This is a genomic window from Hyphobacterium sp. CCMP332, assembly GCA_014323545.1.
GTDB lineage: Bacteria > Bacteroidota > Bacteroidia > Cytophagales > CCMP332 > CCMP332.
The window spans coordinates 3,303,742-3,325,829 of the sequence record CP058647.1 but is presented as its reverse complement, the minus strand read 5'-3'; the positions used below and the strand labels follow the sequence as shown (position 1 = coordinate 3,325,829).

The 22,088-nt window shown below is 37.4% G+C and carries 20 protein-coding genes; 7 read left to right on the top strand and 13 right to left on the bottom strand.

Annotated features, from left to right (window positions below; translation table 11 throughout):
* Positions 1-389 precede the first annotated feature (389 nt).
* On the top strand, positions 390-1,448 hold the full coding sequence (locus HZR84_14720) for a tetratricopeptide repeat protein (protein ID QNL23140.1): 1,059 nt from the start codon (positions 390-392) through the stop codon (positions 1,446-1,448).
* A 1-nt stretch (position 1,449) separates the two neighbouring features.
* Here HZR84_14720 and HZR84_14715 read toward each other — a convergent pair whose 3' ends face one another.
* The 3 genes from HZR84_14715 to HZR84_14705 form a co-directional block, all read right to left on the bottom strand.
* Entirely contained in the window at positions 1,450-3,243 is a 1,794-nt protein-coding gene (locus HZR84_14715; protein QNL23139.1) for an SLC13 family permease, read from the bottom strand.
* Between the two features lie 69 nt (positions 3,244-3,312).
* The gene (locus HZR84_14710; GenBank protein ID QNL23138.1) at positions 3,313-4,734 is read right to left on the bottom strand and encodes a SpoIIE family protein phosphatase; all 1,422 of its coding nucleotides are present in this window, start codon (positions 4,732-4,734) and stop codon (positions 3,313-3,315) included.
* Positions 4,735-4,764: 30 nt separating this feature from the next.
* A complete protein-coding gene (locus HZR84_14705) occupies positions 4,765-5,397 on the bottom strand; it encodes a hypothetical protein (GenBank protein ID QNL23137.1) in 633 nt (210 codons plus the stop codon).
* Positions 5,398-5,516: 119 nt separating this feature from the next.
* Between HZR84_14705 and maf the strand changes: the two genes are divergently transcribed.
* A complete protein-coding gene (gene maf, locus HZR84_14700; protein QNL23136.1) occupies positions 5,517-6,095 on the top strand; it encodes a septum formation protein Maf in 579 nt (192 codons plus the stop codon).
* Here the strand turns inward: maf and HZR84_14695 are convergent, their stop codons facing one another.
* The 4 genes from HZR84_14695 to sdaAB are packed head-to-tail and all read right to left on the bottom strand — an operon-like array spanning position 6,096 to position 10,684.
* On the bottom strand, positions 6,096-7,088 hold the full coding sequence (locus HZR84_14695; GenBank protein ID QNL23279.1) for an NAD(P)H-dependent glycerol-3-phosphate dehydrogenase: 993 nt from the start codon (positions 7,086-7,088) through the stop codon (positions 6,096-6,098). It abuts the gene before it with no gap.
* 25 nt (positions 7,089-7,113) lie between these two features.
* Entirely contained in the window at positions 7,114-8,502 is a 1,389-nt protein-coding gene (locus HZR84_14690) for an efflux RND transporter periplasmic adaptor subunit (protein ID QNL23135.1), read from the bottom strand.
* A gap of 11 nt (positions 8,503-8,513) precedes the next feature.
* A complete protein-coding gene (locus HZR84_14685) occupies positions 8,514-10,004 on the bottom strand; it encodes a TolC family protein (protein ID QNL23134.1) in 1,491 nt (496 codons plus the stop codon).
* Positions 10,005-10,006: 2 nt separating this feature from the next.
* Positions 10,007-10,684 carry an L-serine ammonia-lyase, iron-sulfur-dependent, subunit beta gene (sdaAB, locus tag HZR84_14680; protein QNL23133.1) on the bottom strand — a complete coding sequence of 226 codons (678 nt, stop codon included), beginning with the start codon at positions 10,682-10,684 and terminating at the stop codon, positions 10,007-10,009.
* A 123-nt stretch (positions 10,685-10,807) separates the two neighbouring features.
* On the opposite strand from sdaAB, the gene HZR84_14675 reads away from it, so the two are divergent.
* Positions 10,808-11,638: an aminotransferase class IV gene (locus tag HZR84_14675; GenBank protein QNL23132.1), complete on the top strand. Its 831-nt coding sequence runs from the start codon at positions 10,808-10,810 to the stop codon at positions 11,636-11,638.
* Here the strand turns inward: HZR84_14675 and HZR84_14670 are convergent.
* Together HZR84_14670 and HZR84_14665 are read right to left on the bottom strand one after the other, a co-directional pair.
* The gene (locus HZR84_14670; protein QNL23131.1) at positions 11,616-12,410 is read right to left on the bottom strand and encodes a thymidylate synthase; all 795 of its coding nucleotides are present in this window, start codon (positions 12,408-12,410) and stop codon (positions 11,616-11,618) included. The two genes, HZR84_14675 and HZR84_14670, sit on opposite strands and share 23 nt — an antisense overlap.
* A gap of 72 nt (positions 12,411-12,482) precedes the next feature.
* Positions 12,483-12,722 carry a hypothetical protein gene (locus tag HZR84_14665; protein QNL23130.1) on the bottom strand — a complete coding sequence of 80 codons (240 nt, stop codon included), beginning with the start codon at positions 12,720-12,722 and terminating at the stop codon, positions 12,483-12,485.
* A 132-nt stretch (positions 12,723-12,854) separates the two neighbouring features.
* Here HZR84_14665 and HZR84_14660 point away from each other — a divergent pair, with 132 nt between their 5' ends.
* Complete coding sequence (locus tag HZR84_14660; GenBank protein QNL23129.1) at positions 12,855-15,623, top strand: leucine--tRNA ligase; 2,769 nt, start codon at positions 12,855-12,857, stop codon at positions 15,621-15,623.
* On the opposite strand, the gene HZR84_14655 is transcribed toward HZR84_14660, so the two are convergent.
* Positions 15,607-16,083, bottom strand: coding sequence for a DUF4199 domain-containing protein (locus tag HZR84_14655; GenBank protein QNL23128.1), 477 nt, complete (start codon positions 16,081-16,083; stop codon positions 15,607-15,609). The two genes, HZR84_14660 and HZR84_14655, sit on opposite strands and share 17 nt — an antisense overlap.
* 89 nt (positions 16,084-16,172) lie before the next feature.
* On the opposite strand from HZR84_14655, the gene HZR84_14650 reads away from it, so the two are divergent.
* Positions 16,173-16,847: a peptidoglycan DD-metalloendopeptidase family protein gene (locus tag HZR84_14650; protein ID QNL23127.1), complete on the top strand. Its 675-nt coding sequence runs from the start codon at positions 16,173-16,175 to the stop codon at positions 16,845-16,847.
* Here HZR84_14650 and HZR84_14645 read toward each other — a convergent pair whose 3' ends face one another.
* Positions 16,848-17,348 carry a histidine phosphatase family protein gene (locus HZR84_14645; protein ID QNL23126.1) on the bottom strand — a complete coding sequence of 167 codons (501 nt, stop codon included), beginning with the start codon at positions 17,346-17,348 and terminating at the stop codon, positions 16,848-16,850.
* 152 nt (positions 17,349-17,500) lie between these two features.
* On the opposite strand from HZR84_14645, the gene topA reads away from it, so the two are divergent.
* Together topA and HZR84_14635 are read left to right on the top strand one after the other, a co-directional pair.
* Entirely contained in the window at positions 17,501-19,816 is a 2,316-nt protein-coding gene (topA, locus tag HZR84_14640) for a type I DNA topoisomerase (GenBank protein QNL23125.1), read from the top strand.
* Positions 19,809-20,507 (top strand): NAD-dependent deacylase, encoded by a 699-nt coding sequence (locus tag HZR84_14635; protein ID QNL23124.1) that lies wholly within the window; start codon positions 19,809-19,811, stop codon positions 20,505-20,507. Before topA ends, HZR84_14635 begins: the two co-directional genes overlap by 8 nt.
* Here HZR84_14635 and lpxB read toward each other — a convergent pair.
* Positions 20,477-21,601: a lipid-A-disaccharide synthase gene (lpxB, locus tag HZR84_14630; GenBank protein QNL23123.1), complete on the bottom strand. Its 1,125-nt coding sequence runs from the start codon at positions 21,599-21,601 to the stop codon at positions 20,477-20,479. The genes HZR84_14635 and lpxB overlap by 31 nt on opposite strands.
* Positions 21,598-22,044, bottom strand: a complete 447-nt coding sequence (locus HZR84_14625; GenBank protein ID QNL23122.1) for a 6-carboxytetrahydropterin synthase — start codon at positions 22,042-22,044, stop codon at positions 21,598-21,600. Before HZR84_14625 ends, lpxB begins: the two co-directional genes overlap by 4 nt.
* Positions 22,045-22,088 lie beyond the last annotated feature (44 nt).

Genomic DNA, 22,088 nt, shown 5'->3' with positions numbered 1-22,088 from the left:
TGGTATCATCAAATGTAACCGGCAGGTCAATTTGAGTTTGAGCATTACTCCATAATGAAGTAAGTCCCATCAGAAAAATTAATAGTAAGTTTTGTTTCATGTGTATTGGATAAATAATTTAATCGTATAGAATCCGAAGGTAGCCCGAAAGATTCGGTGTAGATCATCTTTCTGCCATTTGATGTATATTTGATGTATTAATTCATTACAATAAATAGTGATTTGAAATGATTGAGCAATTATTTAAATTTTTTTGTAATTGCAATGTGAAATTGATTGTATAAGAATAGGTCTCTGAATAATTCAAATATTATGGCCATTTCAAGGTAAAAATTTTAAGAAAAGTTAATTTGGCCCAATGATTGTAACCCACTAGAAAATTGTATACTATGAAAAATTTGTACCAGCTATTTGCATTTTCCTTAATTGTAATCATCACATTTTCTTCCTGCTCAAAAATGAGATATGTCAATATGCAGTCGATGCGCCCTGCAGCTTTTGAAGTACCGAGTCATATTCAAAGCATTGTAATTGTTGACAGGACCGAATTTGAAAAAGAAGGCATTAATATTTTAGAGGGTGTATTGACCGGTGAATTGCCTGGCCAGGATAAGGCTGCATTACAGGAAGGTATTTATGCTATGCAAAGTACTTTTTCGCGCTCACCCAGATTCCAAATAAAGGTGGCTACACAAAGATTAAAAGGAAATTCTATCACGGCAGCATTTCCGAAGCCTATCCCCTGGAGATCAATTAGGGAGTTAAACAGACAATATGAAACTGATGCCGTTTTGGCCATAGAAATTTTTGATACCGATTTTGTAGTTACCAGAGGCGACAGAATGGTAAAGAAAAAAGTAAAAGAAGGAGAAAACACGGTAGAAAAAGAGGTCAAGGAATATTATGCTGAAGGCATTGAAAGCGTAAAGATTGGATTTCGTTTGTATGATCCAAAAAACAATCAAATCATTGACCAGGCACCTTATACCAGAACAAATACCTGGGAAGCCACAGGTTCGAATATAAATGATGCAGTGGCCAACCTCATATCAAAAAATGAAGCAGCAAAATATGTAACCAAATTAGCGGCAAACGCTTATGTGAATAAAATCACACCGATGCCTATTACAATTCGTAGACAATTTTATTCGAAAAGTAAAAAAGTAAATGCGATTCCGGCCGGATCAAGAATGGCGGACGTCAATCGCTGGGAGGATGCAGCGCGCACATGGAGCAATGCCATTACCATTGCACCATCCAAAGAAGCGGGATATCTGGCTTATAATACAGCTGTTGCTTATGAGGTCCTCGGAGATTATGATCTTGCCATCCAATGGGCTCAGGATGCATGGGTGAAATATGGTAATAAAAAAGCCAGGGATTATGTGAATAGCTTAAATTACAGAATTTCCCAGGAAGACAGGGTTGACCGGCAACTCAATAAATAATTTAAAACTTGTACAATAGGGGCAGTAATAAAGAAGCGATGACCCAAAAGATAAGACTTAGCCAAATACCGGTTTTAAAGAAGTCCTTGAATTTATATTGACCTGCACTATAAACCATGGTATTGGTTTGATAACCAATGGGCGTCATAAAACTGGCGGAAGCTGCGAGTGTTATGGCCATAAGGAATGGTACAGGATTTAAACCCATTGAATGTGCTGTTGCTATTGCAATTGGCGCCATCAGAGCAGCGGTGGCATTATTCGACATCAGTTCAGTTAAAATTGCAGTAATTAAATACAAACCACTGAGTACGACCGCAGGTCCATATGGACCTAGATTGGAAATCAATCCGTTCGCTATAAGATCATCCAAACCGGTTTTATTCATGGCAGTACCCAAACTGAGTGCTCCTGCTAATAGAAATACTATTTTCCAGTTAATGGCTCTATAGGCCTCTTTCATGTTGAGGGATTTTATCAAAACAAGAATAATAACCGCGCCTATCGCACCAACCATAATGTCCACTACTCCTAAAGCTGCTAATAATACCATTGCCAGTATCAGAAATAGCGCTGCATAAAAACGTTTCTTATTAAAGTCGACAATTTTATCTTCTGAAAGCAATACAAAAGGGCTTTCATTCTCTCTTTCTTGTCTTTTCAATTCCTTGATATAATGCGATTTGACTTCTGCTAAAATGACATCTCCTGCTTTTAAAGGCATTTCATAAAGCTTTTCATGCACTATCTCTTCCCTGTGTCGAATTGCCAATGGCGCTGATCGGTATCTTCTTCGAAAGTCGACATCTTTTAATGTTTTTCCTTCAAACATGGAATTGGAGGTAATTACCATTTCGACCAATGTGGAATTCCTATCCTGAAGGTCATAATCGCCGATTTTTAAATCCGTATTCCCCAAAACCCTCGCTTTGTCTTTCAGGCTTTTTATTTTATCGACATCGCATCTTACTTTTAAGATATCACCTGGTCTTAATACAAAATCACCAGGAGGCAGTGTGAAATTCGAACCATTTCTAACCACCTCAATTATATCCATATTTAAAACTCTTACAATGGAAGAATCCATAATCCTTTTTCCACTTTCTTCGGACATTTTTTCTATGGATATTTCAGTGATATAGTCACCCATATTAAACTTGGCCTTTAAGTCGTTTTGCTGATCTCGAACCGGTAAAAGCCTAATTCCCAGATAGGACATATAGATCAGGCCAACTACAAGGAGAATTATTCCAATAGGAGTAATTTGAAACATAGTTATGGCTTCCAGACCTTCTTTTTCTGCAATTCCACTAACAAGGAGATTAGTTGAAGTACCAATCAGTGTACATGTTCCTCCAAAAATTGAGGCAAATGATAAGGGAATCAGCATTTTGGACGGACTTACACCTGAGCTATGTGCAATCTGTATTATCACCGGAATAAAAACCGCTACTACTGGGGTATTATTTACAAAGGCAGAAATCACTGCAATCAGCAACATCATTAGAAATATTCCACCCGTAAAGTTCTGTCTAAAGGAATTTGACAATCGCTGCGCAACTATCTGTAATGCTCCTGTCTTTAGAATGGCCTCACTCAAAATGAACATAAATGCCACCGTTATTGTGGCCTTATTGCTAAATCCTGCTATTCCTTCTTCGGGTGTTAATACACCGCTAACAATCAGAACTAACATGATTAAAATGGCAACCAGATCAATACTCAAAAGCTCGGTGGCAAATAATATTACCGCTCCAAGAATTACCAGTATTGTGATCAGTATATCAAATTCCAATTCCTGTCTTTAAAAATGAAGCGCAAAACTATAATTTTTAGCGCGAATGATAAATCCAAATTGTCCAAACTAAATTTTTACCCCAATTACAAGCACATCATCTGTTTGAGGGTTTTCACCTTTCCATTCTTTAAATATTTCATCCAGGTCATTTTCTTGCACTTTTATGCCTTTTTTGCATGTTTCCATTAAAGTATTGCGAAATCTTTTTGTCATGTATTTTTTGCCATTAGTACCTCCAAATTGATCCTGAAAACCATCGGAAAAAAGATAATAGTGATTGTTTTCAGTATGTTCAATAAGGTGTAAGTCAAACTCTTTCTCCACTTCTTCAGTGCCAAAACCTCCAATTGCATACTTTGAACCTTTTATTTGCTCGATATCTTCACCATTGATAATGACAAGAGGATTTTTAGCAGCTGAAAAATATATTTTATGATCCATAAAGGTCAATATCGAAATATCCATTCCGTCATTTACATTACCAAACTCGTCTTTGTGCTTTTTCAGGAATCCCAAAAGTGTATTGTCCAGCTCTTTAAGAATTTGATCTGGTAAATAAATGCCTTTGTGTTCAACAAGGTCGGTAAGAATGGAATTTCCAAGTACGGTCATCAAAGCAGCTGGCACTCCATGCCCGGTACAATCCCCAGCCATTAAAATTCTAATATCTCTTTCCGGATGTTTGTAAAGCCAGTAAAAGTCACCGCTGACAATATCCTTGGGTTCAAATAATATAAAACCCCCATCAAACCAGGACTTAATCCTTTTTTGATCGCCAAGCAAAGCCTCCTGAATTCTTTTGGCATATAGAAGACTGTCTATGAGCTGATCATTTTTCTTTTGAATTATACTTTTCTGAGCCGAAAGTAAGTCTTTACTTTTCTCAAGAGCCAGACGGGCAATAATTTCCTTTTTGGTCAGTCTGTATCTTGAATAGATTAAAACTATCATAAAAAATTCAACAACTAATTTTAAGAGTCCGCCGCCCACCCAAAATACATCGGCATCGACATTTGGGTTAAGATTGAAAAATAGGTAAGTCATTACTACTGATGCTGCAACTACACCAATGCTAAATTGGAGCGGCCAAAGAATGAACATTCCACCTCCTATGAAAAGGGCAATGTAATTTAAGCTATGCCCCATAATGCTGGACTCATCTATAAGCATAAATGTATAGGCATTCTGAAAAGAAATTAACATGAAGGGAACCAATACAAGCCAATAGGATTGAAAATTGTATTTCTTGTAGAAGAAATAAGTAATAATCGTTAAGAAGGATACACTTAGCCGAATACTCAAGAGCTCAGTAAAATGACCGGGGATATTTAAATAGTCCGTAAAGGCGAAAATCGGATCAAAAATGATGGCGATCCAGGCACCGATGATATGATACCTTTTTGCGGTATTATCGAGCTCTTCCTGCCACTGACTTTTTTCGATTTCAATCGCAGTTTTTAATCCCTCTTCACTATCGGGTATTTTCATATAATTAAATATAGCATTTGTATTCAAAAGCTAATCTACAACTCTCACCTTTCGGCTTAGAACTCCTTTCCCATTGCACTCTTTGCATTTGTATTCCAATTTTCCATCGCCGGAACATTTATTGCATTGGACATAGCCCGTTTCATTACAATTAGTGCAGGGAATATAACGTCGTCCAAAACTAGTTCTTTGAATTTCGACTTTTTCACCTAAACAAACTTTACAAACCTCCTCTCCATTGCCGTGACAGCGATTGCAGGGACCAATTAACAATCCATCTCCTGAGCAAACATGACATTCATGAAGTTCAATTTTAAAGCCATCCTCATCACATTCGGCACAGGCCTCAATCAATTTCTGTTTTTGTGCTAATAGTGTAAGAAGGGCTAGAGTAGTATCGGTGTAAGTAGCATTGCTATCGGTCAACTCCAGGTATTTATTGAGGAAATTTTGGCTAAGGCTGTAGTTTTTTAATTGATACAAAGTATTTCCATAGTAATAGCAGAGCTCATCAGGAACAAAGGTTCTGAGATTTAAAGCCTTTCTAAAAGTCACATCGGCAGCTTTATAAGCACCGATTTCAAACTGGCGTTTTCCAAGCCTCATGAATTGTTCAATCGCTGAAGAATCCTGCGACTGAGAAAAGACAATACTCGAAAACATCAATACAATGACAAAAGCTGAAAAAAGTAGTTTAAAATGGCCCAGTTTTATGAAATTAATTGTTCGAAATTAAATCTATAAGCAAAAAGCAACATAATTTGGTTCTAATAACGATAATTATGTATAAAAATTTGTCGAAATATACGATTCTTCTGGGCTCAAAATCACCGAGAAGAGCTGCATTGTTAAAACAATCCAATCTATTATTTCGAAAAGTATTTATTGACATCGAGGAAAGTTTTCCGAAACAACTGCAACCCTCATTTGCCGCCATGTACATTGCAGAAAGAAAAAGCATGCATTTTCGAGAATTTATCGAGGATGAAGAGATTCTTTTAACCTCGGATACCGTAGTTGTAATTAAAAATAAGATTCTGGCAAAACCAAAAGATAAACAAGAAGCCAAATCTATGCTTAAACTCTTATCGGGCGATACCCATGAAGTCATCACAGCCGTTTGTATGCGCAATGAAAATAAAAAAAAAGTCTTTTATGATAGTTCGAAGGTTTATTTCGAAAACCTGGACGATGAAGCAATAGATTATTATATAGAGAATTTTAAACCTTTTGATAAAGCCGGAGCCTATGGAATTCAGGAATGGATTGGTTTAACACATATTAAAAGAATTGAAGGCTCTTATTTTAATATTGTCGGATTGCCTTGTCACCTGATCGTGGAGGCCATAAAAAACTGGTAACTATTTAAGCACTCCCTTTAAAATCTCAAATTCAATCATCGGAGAAACCCGGTCGTATAAAATATGATAGACACCATTGATAATAGGCAGATCTACCTGGTATTTTTTGTTTACCTCGTGAATACTTTTTACGGCATAATAACCTTCGGCAACCATACTCATTTCCACCATGGCCGAACGCACCGAATAGCCTCTGCCAACCATATTACCCAACATTCTGTTACGGGAAAATTGAGAATAAGCGGTTACCAAAATATCTCCCAAATAGGCGCTGGAATCTAAAAATCTGTCTCGGGGATCAATGGCATGAAGAAAGCGATGAATTTCCTGAACCGCATTTGAAACCAATACGGCCTGAAAATTATCTCCAAAATTTTGTCCATTTGCGATTCCGCAAGCCAGTGCTATGATATTTTTCATGACCGCACTGTATTCAACACCTTTAATATCACCCAAAATATGAGTTGAAACATATCTGCAATTCATAAGCTGGGCAAAGGAATCAGCTATTTTCTCATCCGGACCCGCAATTGTCAGATAAGACATCTTTTCAAGGGCCACTTCTTCGGCATGACAAGGTCCGGCAATAACAAGTTGATTATCAATTGGAACTCCAAACTCTTTTTCAATAAATTCAGAAACCAATAGATTCTCATCGGGGATCATACCTTTAATTGCCGAAATAACCACCTTATCTTTAAGGGAATTAGGATCTAATTGTATTAAGGCATCTTTTATAAATGCAGATGGCACCGCCAGAACCACAAATTTTGCATTGTCTACAACCTTTGCGATTTTCGAACTGACTTTAACTTTGCGATTGTTGATCTTTACATCGCTGAGATGGTTGGGGTTAATTCTGAGTTTCTTAACTAGCTTGACGGTATCCTTTGACCTGAACCACCACTTAATTCGAATGCTTTTGTTTTCAGATAGAATTTTAACAATTGCCGTAGCCCAGCTGCCGCTGCCTATAACTGCTACTTCCGTAATATTTTGTTTATCAAGACCCAAACTTCTAGTCTGCCCTCCCCGCTCTTTTACTCCTTTTACTTTCTTTATCCATCATTTTTACTTCATCGCCATCTTTAAGGCGTTTGGTAACCGCCAAATAAGGGCCTTTTACAATTTTCTGGCCCGGACTCAAACCTTCTTTAATTTGTATATAATCAAAATCACTTATACCGGTTTTTACTTCTAGCAATTTCACTTTTTGACTTTCTTCTTCAAATAAAAAGACTATCTCTCTGATTTCTTCATCATCAATTTTTTCATCTTTTTCATCTTTTGATTCTTCCTTATCATCATCCGCTTTATCCTTATTTTGAATTTCTTCTGAAGTTCTTGTGGTCACCGCTGCAAGGGGTACTGAAATGATGTCTTTTTGTCTATCTGTAATTATATCAACGGAAGCCGTCATTCCCGGCTTAAAGGGGTATTTTAAATTATCTGATATCAAGTGGGAATAACTTTCATTGACAATTCTAATTTTAACTTCAAATTCCGTGATTGATTCTGAGGTGATTGAGGATTCATTGGGTGAATTGGCAATGGCCGTAACAATACCTAAAAATTTTTCATTTTCCGAAGAATAAGAATCCACTTCTATCTCTGCCGTGTCGCCAATTGAAACCCGGATAATATCGTTTTCGTTAACATCCACCTGCACTTCCATATTATTTAAATTGGCAAGGCGAAGCATTTCTGTTCCCTGCATTTGTGAAGTACCAACTACCCTCTCGCCTTGTTCTATCGACAGTTTTGAAATTATTCCACTTTCCGGTGCAAATATTTTGGTAAAACTCAAATTATCTTCTGCCACTCTCACCGCAGCCAATGCATTTTGCAAACTGAATTCAGCAGCTCTGACGTTTTGCTTTTGGCCCTCCAGTTCCTGTTCGGCTACCTTATAATCCGTTTCTGATTGCTCAAAGTCAAGGTCTGAAATGACATTGTCTTCATGTAGTTTTTTATTCCTTTTAAAATTAAATTCCGACTGTTGAAAACGCGCTTTTGCTCTTGCTAAATTGGCTTTCATCTGGGAAAGGTTGGCCCTCGCATTATTGGCATTTGCTTTGGCTTGATCCAATTGGTTGAGATAGATATCCTGTCTAATCCTTATCAAAAGATCGCCTTTTTTGACCGAATCCCCTTCCTGTACATTTAACTCGATTATTTCTCCGGAAACATCCGGACTGATCTTCAACTCAATTTCAGGTTGTACTTTTCCAGAAGCATTCACTTTTTCGATAATTTCCCTTTTTTCTACTTCTGCAAGCTCTACTTCGATTGCATTGCCTTTTCCAATCCAGCCTTGTTTCTTACCAACTATTGATATTATAATGAGAAAGACTACAACGACAGAAAGAATTATTATCAGTCGTTTGGAGCGATTATTTTTTGCCATATATAACTCTCTTAATAGAGATCTTTGCCTTGATAAAAATCTAAAACTTTGAGACTAAAGATATAATCATATTTGGCTCGCACCAAATCCGTTTCCGCGGCATTTAAATTATTCAATGCTACCTGATAATCTGTTGAGTTCACAACGCCGAGGTTGTATCTCTGTTCGGTGACTCTGAATGCTTCCTTTAAGGCATCCACCTGTTTTTGGCGTGCCTGGAATGTTTTGGAGGATGCAACCGCATTATTATAAGCCTGCTCTATATCATTCCTCACGCGGTTCTCGGTTGATTTCTTTGTGATCTGGGCTCTTTCATAGGCTATTTTAGATCTTTGTACATTAATTCTGGTCTGCATATTATTAAATATGGGAATGCTCAGATTCACAGAAAGATTTTGACTGATATTATCACTTAATTGTTCAGTTATAGGATAACTACTTTCAAAACTTCCTCCTGTCTGGCTGGATGTTGCATCCGTGGTCAGCGTACTGAATGGGCTTTCATAAACTGCAACGCCCTGGCTCCCATCAGATTCTCTTAAATAGCCTAATTGTGTATTGGGTATTATTACTGAGCTCCCGTCTGAAATAAACCGCTCTCTATCGGCTGCGCTGGAATAATTACTTCGAAGACCTGCATTTAATGACAAACTTGGATAATATCCTCCTCTGGCTTCTTTTTGTTGATATTCAGCACTTTGAGCTCTGTATTCCGCTGCTTTAATATCCGGTAAGTTGCCGGTGGCAATATCATAAATTGCCTCAGGAGAATTGTCAAAAATCCCAGAACCCGGGTCTGCAACTTCAGGAATTTCAACGTCAAATGGCTCAGATGCCGGTATTAAAAGCAATTGCTTTAAATTGAGAAGGGACAGGGATAAGGCATTTTCCGCATTAATCACATTTAATTCCGCTGTGGCTACTTGTGATTCAAGGTCGAGCTTATTTGAAATCGGTAAAGATCCGGCATTGACCAATTTTTCCGTTCTGTTCAATTGCTCTTTGGCTATTTCTAATTGAAACTGATTATTTTGAAGCAATTCTTTGTTTAATACAACGGTCAAAAAACTATTGGAGACAAATAGTGCAATATTATTTTTAGCCGTTTGCAATTCAAATTCGGAAGCAAAAACATCCAGTTTACTTCTGGATATTGCATTTCTTACTTGCATACCATTCCATAAAAGTAAATTTGCATTGGCGTTGACACCTATGGAATTTATTCTTTCCGTTCTGAAATCATTGGTGGTTGGGTCAATTGAACGACCCCAGTTAAAACCATAACCCGCTCCTGCATTAACAGATGGCGCCTGATTCCAGTTATTCTGATCTAGAGTATATCCGGCACTTTCAAGATTAAGTCTTGAACTTTGTACATCCAGATTTTCATTCTGGGCTTTTTCAATGCATTCCTGCAAAGTCCATTTTTTGGCTTCAACAGCTTGTGCATTAACAAATTGTGCTAATAACGAACTTATAAGTAACAATACAATACTTTTCATAACTACATGTCGATGTTTGGTATATAAATGACCTCTTTTATCCAGTATAAATTTTTTAAATATTCAATTGTAACCGGGTTTAATCCACCATCCATTTCAATGAAATGACTGGCTCTGTCGTTTTTGCCAATTCTTGAAACAGACATGGTTGCAATATTTACTTCATCGTTGGCAATTACATTTGCAATAAACGCAATGGCTCCCTTTTTATCATCTGCATTCAGGATTAGTGTATGCAGATTTAAGCTGATATTGGCCCTGAAGCCATTTACATATGCAATATTTATTAAACCCCCGCCCAGGCTTTCTCCAACCACTTCAACCTTTTTTTCTTTTGAAGTCAATATCAATTTAACTGTATTGGGATGGTAAATTGAAGCATTCCCAACGGATTTAAATGTATACTTTAAACCCTCTTCTTTAGCAATATCAAGGGCATTTTTTATACGACTATCATCCGTTTTAAAATCCATCAAACCGGCTAAAATAGCTCTGTCGCTTCCATGCCCTTCATATGTTCTGGCAAAAGAATTATAAAAAATGATTTCAGCTGATTCAGGTCTGCTCCCTAAAACGCGTATTGCCGCTCTTGCTATTCTTACTACTCCTGCCGTATGTGAACTTGAAGGTCCTACCATAATTGGTCCAACCATATCAAAAATACTGCTCCTTTCAGCCATAATTTTTTATCCGTGGCATTCAAAATTAATCAAATCACTTTATTTGCTATTACAAACAGATAAATTTAGATTTTACTTCTGCCTCCTTTTATATAAAAGGTTATAATCATTTTTAAAGATGCAATGCTCGTAAATTTCAATGGAAATATCATCAAAGATTCAAATTTAGGTTTGGATCAATTATTTAGGGCAAGCCTCTTTGCCGATGGCCTCTTCGAATCTATCTATTGTGAAAAAAATGTCATTTTCTTTCTTGAGGAGCATTTATCCCGGCTTATAAAGGGAATGGAATGTCTGGGACTGGAGTTTAGTACAAAGATTGTCATTGAGGACTGGAAAAATAATATTAATGGTATTCTAAAGGAAAACAAGTATCCGGATTATACGCGTTTGAGAATTATGGTTTGGAGACAAGGAAAAGGTACCTACAATACTTCCGGTGAATCTTTGGCCAATTATCTTATCTTTTGTGAAACATGCTCTCCTTTTAACATTGTTGAAATAAAGAAAATAGCAATCTCCGAACATATCAAAATCGCCAATTCATGGTATTCAAATTTTAAAACCATTAATGGATTAAACTATGTCGGTGTATCAATAGAAAAAACAAATAAAGGGCTTGATGAATTACTAATAAAAAATGACAAGGGATTTATCCTGGAAGGAAGTTCATCAAATATAATTTGTGTCAGGGAAGATTTAATAATAACACCAAAACGCTATTCCGGTCAGGTTGATGGAATAATGAATGCCTGGTTAATCGCTTATTTAAAGTCAAATGATCTCAGACATGAAGAACAAAACCTTCTTGAAAAAGATATTTCAAGTTCAGATTTAGTTATATTTTGCAATTCATTCATTATCAAGGTTTTAAATAACAATAGTGATGGCAAAATCAAAAATGAACTGACAGGAATATTGGACCTTTTCCCTAGACAGCCACTGCCGCTTTAATATGAGGATGAGGATCGTAATTCAATAATTCAAAGTCCTCAAATTTAAAATCAAAAATAGACTTTACTTCGGGATTGATTCTCATTTGAGGTAGTGGTCTGAATTCTCTGCTCAATTGTAATTCTGCTTGTTCCAAATGGTTGGAGTACAGATGAGCATCACCAAAAGTATGAACAAAATCGCCCGGCTTCAGATCGCAAACCTGTGCCACCATTAGTGTAAGCAAAGCGTAAGAAGCAATATTAAATGGAACTCCAAGAAATACATCTGCACTTCTTTGGTACAACTGACAGGACAACTTTCCTTCTGCCACATAAAATTGAAATATGGTATGACAGGGAGGTAAAGCCATTTCATCTACATGCTCCACATTCCAGGCTGAAACAATATGACGTCGGGAATCGGGTTTGGTTTTGATTTGTTCGATCACCTTGCTTATCTGATCAATTTGCCCGCCTTTGGAAGTTGGCCATGAACGCCATTGGTATCCATAAACCGGTCCTAAATCTCCATTTTCATCTGCCCATTCGTCCCAAATTGAAACCCCATTTTCCTTTAAATAGGAGATATTGGATTCACCTTTTAAAAACCACAGCAATTCATGAATTATGGATCGTAAATGCAATTTTTTAGTTGTAATGCAAGGAAAACCTTCAGAAAGATCGAAACGCATCTGATAGCCAAAGATGCTCAAAGTACCTGTTCCGGTCCTGTCTTCTTTCTTCACTCCCTTATCGAGGATATGTTGCATTAAGTCGTGATATTGCTTCATGAATTACAATTTTTACAAAAATAAAAAAGCCCCAACAATATGCAGGGGCTCATTCTATAAAACAACTAATAATTATTTTTCAGACTCGCTTTTTTCTTTTTTAGGATCTTTTACATCCTTGCAGCAACCATCTTTCATATCTTTTTTAGCACAATCTTTTGATTTGGCTTTTTTCTTATCTTTTTTCTTTGCTTTGACATCATCACCGCCTTCATTTTCTATTTTGACAAAATTACTTTCGAATGCCATTGCCGGAGCAATTTGGACAGAAAGGAATGCGGAAAGGAATACCAGTGCTATTAATTTTTTCATAGGTGTTGATTTTAACCAAATTTAGAAATACGCCTGAATAAATCAAAACGTAAATAAATTGAAAAGGTTAATTTACTGATATCCTTCAAGATTCTTTCAATAATTCTATTTTTGCGGGAAATTTCAATATTTATGGCAGATTTCGATTTTAAGGTCATTGAGGAAAAATGGCAGGACTGGTGGGATAAAAGCAATTTATTTGAAGTCTCAAATGAATCAAATAAGCCAAAATACTATGTACTTGATATGTTTCCCTACCCCTCCGGTGCGGGTCTGCACGTTGGCCATCCCCTGGGCTACATTGCCACCGATATAGTAAGCAGGTATAAACGAAATAAAGGTTTCAATGTATTGCATCCCATGGGTTTTGATGCCTTTGGATTACCCGCGGAACAATATGCTATACAAACCGGACAGCATCCCGCTGTTACCACAGAAAAAAATATTAAGCGATATAAGTCACAGCTTAGAAATATGGGCTTTTGCTTTGACTGGAGCAGAGAAGTGATTACTTCAGATCCCAAATTTTATAAATGGACTCAATGGATTTTTATCCGGCTGTTTAATTCCTGGTACAATAACAATTCTCAAAAAGCCGAACCATTGGACAGTCTGATTGAAATACTGTCTAAGTCAGGAAATAAAGAAGTAGATGCCGCTTGCGATGAAGAAACGAAAACTATTTCTTCAGATGAGTGGAATTCCTATAATGAATCCGAAAAGGAAAACTTTCTAAATCATTACAGGCTTACCTATCCGGCTGAAGCAATGGTCAACTGGTGCCCTGAATTGGGAACGGTTTTGGCCAATGATGAGGTAAAAGATGGATTCTCGGAACGTGGGGGTTACCCGGTAGAACGGAAAAAAATGAAACAGTGGATGATGCGAATCACCGCCTATGCCGAGAGATTATTGCAAAACCTAAATGAACTCGATTGGTCCACGGCCTTAAAAGACATACAGAGCAATTGGATTGGAAAATCTAAAGGATGTGAACTCAAGTTTAAAATTGAAGGCTCTGAACGGGTAATGACTGCATTTACAACAAGGCCTGATACTGCATTTGGAGTGACTTTTATGGTTATTGCGCCTGAATTGGAATGGATTGAAGAAATATGTTCAGAAGAACAAAAAGAAGAAGTTAAATCCTATATCGAAAAGTCTGTAAATCGAAGCGAAAGAGAAAGACAAACCGAAGTAAAGCAGGTCTCAGGAGTATTTACAGGAGCATTTGCCATTAACCCTTATAATCAGGAAAAAATTCCGATTTACACGGCGGATTATGTGCTTGCCGGATATGGAACCGGTGTCATAATGGCCGTTCCGGCAGGCGATGACAGAGATTTTAGATTTGCCCAACATTTCAATTTGCCTGTTATTCCGATAATTAAAGGAACAGAAAATCTCGAAGACCCTACCGTTCAAAAAAACGGTGTTATGATCAATTCGGGATTTCTAAATGGTCTGAAAACAGAAAAAGCCATAGAAAAGGCAATACAATATGCTGAAGATCACAATTTCGGTAATGCAAAAATCAATTATAAAATAAGAGATGCAGTTTTTAGCCGTCAAAGGTATTGGGGCGAACCTGTTCCTATTTATTTCAATGAAGGCATTCCGCATACACTTGAAGAAAAAGAATTGCCATTGCTTTTGCCGGAAGTCGATGAATACAAGCCTACAAGTACGGGTGAGCCACCACTGGCCAGAGCAAAAAACTGGCGGTATCAGGGCAAATACAATTATGAACTTACCACCATGCCCGGATGGGCGGGTTCCAGTTGGTATTTTTTAAGGTACATGGATCCTCAAAATGAAAATTCCTTTGTTTCCCGAAAGGCATCGGATTATTGGGGCGAAGTGGATTTATACATTGGCGGGACAGAGCATGCGACAGGGCATCTCTTATATAGTCGTTTTTGGAACATGTTTTTATTTGACAGCGGATTGATTTCTCATGAGGAACCATTTAAAAAACTGGTTAATCAGGGGATGATTCAGGGTCGATCGAGTATAGCTTATCGCTTAAAAGAAAAAGACGCTTTTGTTTCTGCGGGCTTAAAAAGTGAACATGACACAATTCCGGTCCATGTGGATGTTAACCTTGTTGAGAACGATATATTGGATATCGAGACCTTTAAAAATCAAAATTCCGATTATTCAAATACAGAATTTGTTTTGGAGGGCGGTCAATTTAAATGCGATTATGCAATAGAAAAAATGTCAAAGCGCTGGTTTAATGTGGTAAACCCCGACGATGTAATTACCAAATACGGTGCTGATACATTAAGAATGTATGAAATGTTTTTGGGACCCCTGGAAGATTCCAAACCCTGGGACACTCAGGGAATAGATGGAGTTTATAAATTTTTAAGAAAAACCTGGAGGCTTTTTTACGATGACAATGGCCAAAATATTATTACTGATGAGAAGGCTAGCCCTGAAGCTTTAAAAGTGCTTCATCAAACTATAAAAAAGGTGGAAGAAGATATAGAACGTTTTTCATTTAACACTTCCGTCTCTGCATTTATGATATGCGTAAATGAATTGGGTAAATTAAAAACACACAACAAGGAAATACTTGAACCATTATGCATCATTTTGTCTCCTTTTGCACCGCATTTGTGCGAAGAGCTGTGGCATGCCCTGGGAAATAAGCCCTCTGTGGTCGATGCAAACTGGCCCGCTTATAAAGAAGAATTTTTGAAAGAAAGCAGTTTTGAATACCCTATTATGATCAATGGAAAACTCAGAACCAAAATAACTTTCGCTCTGGACTCCTCTAAAGAGGAAATCCAAAGAGAAGTATTAAAGGATCAAACAGTTATTAAATGGGCGGAAGGAAAGGCACCAAAAAAAGTAATAATAGTGCCCGGAAAAATCGTTAACCTCGTTTATTAATCTCTTTTACCTCTGCAAGCATTGGCTTCTTTAGAAATTGCATAATGGCATAACTAATTGAAAAACCGGATGCTGTTCCTTCAATAAAGATTTGAAAAGTAGCCAGATAGGGATTTAAATAAAAACCCAAAGGTTCACTTTGTTTCAATTCGGTCATAAATGATGGATTAATTACTTCGAGATACAAAATACCAAAAACGGCAAAAATTGTACTCGCAATAAATGCAGTTAATAAACCTACACCTAATCCACTGAAATAGTCAAAGCCGGAATTGTTTCTTTTGTAGTCTTTGATAGAAAACCACAGACCTGTAAACATAATTGCGGCGTTTAAAACCCTAAGCTCAATGATATATGTCAATCCAAAGGCTTTCATAATTAAAAAATATGCCCCCAGGCCTAAAAAGGTAATAATTCCCCACTTTAAACCTGTTTTTTCTAGTAGTCCTAATTTGTTCATAGTTTATGTTTTATATGTGATTAACAAGATACTTGTATATATGTTTGATTGCCTGCAAAATGGGAAGTGATTTTATTAGTTTCGCGGATATGAGTCTTTTAAAAATTCTTGATCAATGCGCAGCCTTCCCAATTCTTCCCAAAGATTTTTCTTCCGGGTCCTTTTATGTATTTGACTTCTCCAACGAAAATGAGGAATTAGCATCTATCAACATGAATGATCAGACTGAATTCGAATATTATATCAATTCTAAGATCAATGAGAACAATTCAACATTTGGGATTGGTAAATACGCTGAAAACAGAATACTATATCGAAGATTTAATTTGTTTGAAAAAGGAGATCCAAGATCTTTTCATTTGGGCCTCGATTTATGGCAGGAAGCCGGAACCGGAATACATGCCCCCCTCGAAGGAATTGTCCACAGTTTTCAAGACAATAAATCAATTGGTGATTATGGTCCGACTATAATATTGGAACATTCCATTAATAACTTTCAGTTTTTCACACTTTACGGTCATCTAAGTAGGGAATCATTAATCGATAAACATGTCGGAAAGCAAATAAAGGCCGGCGAAAAGTTTTGTTCACTTGGCGATTGGTCAGAAAATGTCAATTGGCCACCCCATCTTCATTTTCAAATTATTGAAGACCTTATGGGCGCAAGCGGTGATTTTCCGGGTGTTTGTGAATTAGGGGAAAAGGAAAAATGGATGTCAAACTGCCCTGACCCTAACCGCCTTCTGAAAATTCAGGGATTGTAATTAGTCTTTGTATTTTTTAGGGTATTCGAACCAGATCAATTCTCCTGTTCCTTCAGAAATTGCAGCCCATTCATTCAATTCAAATTGTATTTTAACTGCACCGCAGGTTGGTATATTTCCCAATTCTTCTTTACTGAGGTATTCGGCCAAATAAGTAAATGTAGGGTTATGCCCAAAAAGAGCGATTTTGCTCAAACTGTTGTCAAGATTATTGATTAACCTCAACAAAGTTCTAGGAGAAGCTTCGTAGATCTCTTCTTCAAATTTTATTTTTTCTATCGGATAATTGAGTTGTTCGGAAATAAATTCCGCCGTACGCATTGCTCTTTCTGCAGGACTTGATAGGATGAGCTCAGGTGAAACCTGAAGTTCTTTTAAGACTTTTCCCATTAAAGGTGCGTCAAGGAGACCCCTGTGATTTAAACTTCTGTTAAAATCCGGCTGGCCGGGAATGGACCAATCAGATTTTGCATGCCGTATAAGGTAAATTGTTTTTGACATCAGGACTTTAAATTAATCATTTTTCAGCTCTGATTTCTCAGGCAAAAAACATATTTAAAAATTTATTTGTGAAACAAAGTAGAGGGAATATGGTAATAAGGTTTGTAAGTCCGAAAAAAAAATAATGATATTTACGCCCGAAAATAGAGAGTATGCCAAAAAATCTTGTGATAGTTGAGTCGCCCGCAAAGGCCAAAACAATTGAAAAATACCTGGGAGAAGAGTTTAAAGTAGCATCAAGTTATGGACATGTCCGTGATTTACCCAAGGGAGATAAAGCCATCGATATTAAAAACGGCTTTAAACCTACCTATGAAGTTACCAAAGACAAGAAAGATGTTATCAAGGAGTTAAAAAAATTATCAAAAGATGCCGAAACCATATATTTGGCATCGGATGATGACCGCGAAGGAGAGGCTATTTCCTGGCATTTAAAGGAAACTCTCGATCTTGACGATAAAAAAACCAGAAGAATCGTATTTAGGGAAATTACAAAAAATGCCATTCTCAATGCGCTTCAAAATCCAAGAGGAATTGATAATAATTTGGTCGATGCCCAACAAGCGCGAAGAATTCTCGACCGATTGGTGGGGTATGAACTATCACCTATACTTTGGAAAAAAATCAAAAGAGGTTTATCGGCAGGCAGGGTGCAATCGGTCGCAGTCAGGCTGGTCGTAGAACGCGAAAGAGAAATAGAAAACTTCAAAGCGGAATCGAACTATAAGACCGATGCTTATTTTTCTACTGCAAAGGGAAATTTTACTGCTGTATTTAATAAAAGATACAAATCCTCAGAAGAGGTACAACACTTACTTGAAAACTGTCTGAATTCAGATTTCACAGTTTTTGATGTAGAAACCAAACCGGGGAAAAGGACACCTTCACCCCCATTTACAACTTCCACCTTACAACAGGAAGCAAGTCGAAAACTCGGTTTCTCTGTAGCACAGACCATGACCATCGCTCAAAAATTATATGAAGCAGGCCATATTACTTATATGAGGACTGATTCATTGAATTTATCTCAGGAGGCCATACAATCGGCGAGTTCTGCTATAAAATCAAATTATGGTGATGAATACATCCAAAACAGAAATTTTAAAACAAAATCCGGAACTGCTCAGGAAGCACATGAAGCCATTCGGCCAACAGATTTCAACAAGCAGAATGCCGGAGCAGACCGCAACGCGGAAAAACTCTACGAATTAATTTGGAAAAGAGCAGTCGCCTCCCAAATGGCCGATGCAAAAATTGAAAAAACCACCGCTAAAATTGAAATAAGCGAAGTAGACCGATCGGAATATTTTGAAGCCAAAGGTGAGGTTATCAAATTTGATGGATTTCTAAAAGTTTATATCGAAGGAACCGATGATGAGGAGGCCGAAAATGATAACAGCGTGTTGCCGCCATTGGAAAAAAATCAAAAACTCGATTTGAGCAAAATCATTTCCAAAGAGCGGTTCTCAAGACATGCCCCCCGCTATACAGAAGCCAGCCTTGTGAAAAAACTTGAAGAAAAAGGAATTGGCAGACCCTCTACTTATGCCCCTACCATATCAACCATTCAAAAACGCGATTATGTGGTTAAAGAATCCAGAATAGGTAAAGACAGGGACTATCAGGAGCTAAGTCTTGAGAATGGCAAAATCGAAAGCAAAACAAAGACTGAAAACACAGGTGCTGAAAAAAATAAATTATTTCCCACCAATATCGCCATGGTCGTCAATGACTTTCTGGTTGAACATTTTGAAAGAATTCTGGACTACGATTTCACGGCTGAAGTCGAAAAGGAGTTTGACGACATTGCCCAGGGAAATAAGGAATGGGAACAAATGCTCAGCAAGTTTTATGGAGGATTCCACAGCCATGTGGAACAAACAGAGGCCATAGATCGAAAAGATGTGAAATCAAGTCGCGAACTTGGCACGGATCCAAAATCCGGGAGAAAAGTTTTAGTAAGACTCGGCCGTTTTGGGCCACTTGCTCAAATTGGCGAAGCAGATGATGAGAGCGGGGAAAAACCGCGTTATGCCGGATTGAGAAATGGTCAATTTATTGAAAGTATAACACTTGACGAAGCCCTTGAATTATTCAAATTACCAAGAAAGGTGGGTGAATACGAAGGTGAGGAAATTTCAGCCAATATTGGCAGATTTGGCCCTTATGTCGTTCACAAAAAGAAGTTTGCATCCATTCCTAAAGATGAAGATCCATATACTATCGAAGAATCACGGGCCATTCAACTTATCGATGAAAAAAGAAAGGCCGATGCTGAAAAGTTTATAAAGACATTTGATGAAAACCCAGAGGTGCAGGTTTTAAAAGGAAAATACGGGCCTTATATTAAGGTGGGTAGGAAAAATGTAAAAATCCCAAAAGACAAGGAGCCTTCTTCCCTCAGTTTGGAAGAATGTTTAGAATTGGCAGAAAATGCACCTGCCAAAGGCAAAAAGAAAAATGGCTGATAAAAAAGTTGTTGTTCTCAGCGGTGCCGGAATAAGTGCTGAAAGCGGAATTAAAACTTTTCGTGATTCCGGAGGACTTTGGGAAGGCTATGATGTCATGGAGGTAGCCACACCCCAGGCATGGGCCAGAAATCGGAATTTGGTTCTTGATTTTTATAATCAGAGAAGAAAGCAAGCGCTATCGTGCAGTCCTAATAAAGGTCACGAATTCGTTAGCCAACTTGAAGATCACTTTGATGTGACCGTCATCACCCAAAACATTGACAATCTTCATGAAAAGGCGGGATCCAGTCGCGTCATTCATCTTCACGGTGAGCTTTTTAAAGCAAGAAGTACTCTTGATGAGAACCTGCTTTATGATATCGACGGGTGGGAGTTGAAATTAGGCGACAAATGTGAAAAAGGTTCCCAATTGCGACCTCATGTCGTATGGTTTGGGGAAATGGTACCAATGATGGAAGTCGCTGTTAAATATGCCCTAGAAGCGGATATCCTCATCGTAGTTGGCACTTCTCTCGTCGTCTATCCAGCTGCATCTATTGTGGACTTTGTTCCATTAGAAACCAGCATTTATGTGGTTGACCCAAAAATGCCGGAAATAAACCCGGGTAAAAATATTAAGATGTACGAGAAGACGGCTACAGAAGGAATGAAATTAGTTTATGAGGATTTATTGGAATCCTTTAAATAATTGACCATCAATTTTGCCGCTTTATCAGAAGCACCCGGAGACCCGAGAATAGTTTTCATTTCAGCATAACCTTTTAATTGCTTATCCCGGTACTGAGCATCATTTAATAAAGCAGCCAATTCATCCCTGATAATATTCGGGTGAAAATCATCCTGAAGTAATTCCTTGACCACTTCACGGCCAACAATTAAGTTAACCAGAGAGATATAAGGAACCTTTACCACCATTTTCCCTATCCAAAAACTAAATATATTTAACTTATAACCAACAAGTTGTGGTACATTAAATAAAGCTGTTTCGAGGGTTGCGGTGCCAGATGTTACCAGCGCTGCCGAAGCATGGGATAAGAGGTCATAAGTTTCATCGATTACAACTTTGATCTGACCTCCCCTTGTAAATTGTTGATAGTAATGACTCTCAAGGTTAGATACTCCGGCGATCACAAAATGGTAATCCTTGAAACTGGGAATTATGCTTAACATAAAATGCAACATGCTCTCAATTTCCTGTTTTCTGCTACCCGGAAGAATTGCAATTATTGGTTTGTCTTCAATGCGATGTCTTGCTAGGAAAGAATCACTTTTGTTAAACTGAGCAATAGCATCGAGAACAGGATTGCCGACGTAATCCACATCAAACTGAAACTTCTTATAAAACTGCTTTTCAAATGGCAGTATCACAAACATTTTATCTACATAGGATTTTATTTTGAGCGCCCTGCTAGTATTCCAGGCCCATATCTTAGGCGAAATATAATAGTATACTTTTATATTATTTTTTTTGGCAAATTTTGCGATTCTCAGATTGAATCCTGCAAAATCAACAAGAACAATTACATCGGGATTAAATTTCAGTATATCGTTTTTGGTATTGTTGAAGTATTCTCGGATTTTGAATATGTTCATCAAAACTTCAGCAAAACCCATAAATGAGATTTCTCGAAAATGCTTGAATATTTCCATACCCGCTTTTTCAAGGTAATTTCCCCCTATCCCCCTGCTTATAGCTGAGGTATCTTCTTTTAAAATGGATTTATAGAGATTTGAGGCATGCAAATCACCCGAACGCTCTCCTGCAATGATGTAATACTTCATAATTTAAGGATCCTCTGATCCTTGAAATCAGGACCGTAATATTCTACGTAATTATTAACGGTTTCATATAAAAGTACTCTGTACAGTTTTGCTGAGCTGTTTTGTTCGATCTTAGGTTCTAATATTTTCCATATCTCGATCACAAGGTTTTCACAACTTGCTAATTTATCCTTCATGAAATCAACATCAAGGTTTAAATTCTTATGATCCAGTTTATCAACGACTTCAGATTTAATGATTCCTGAAAGTTTTTTTAGATCAATGACAAATCCGGTATCGGGATTGGGATTGCCAATCACAGAAACTGTTAAATCAAAATTATGACCATGCCAGTTCTCATTGGCACAAGGTCCGAAAATCTCTTCGTTCTTCTCTTTTGACCAGTTGGGATTGAACAGCTTATGGGCTGCGTTGAAATGTTCTTTTCGATGAACAATTATCATAAAAATAGCTCATTTGAGGCTGCAAATATAAGTAGAAGCAATTC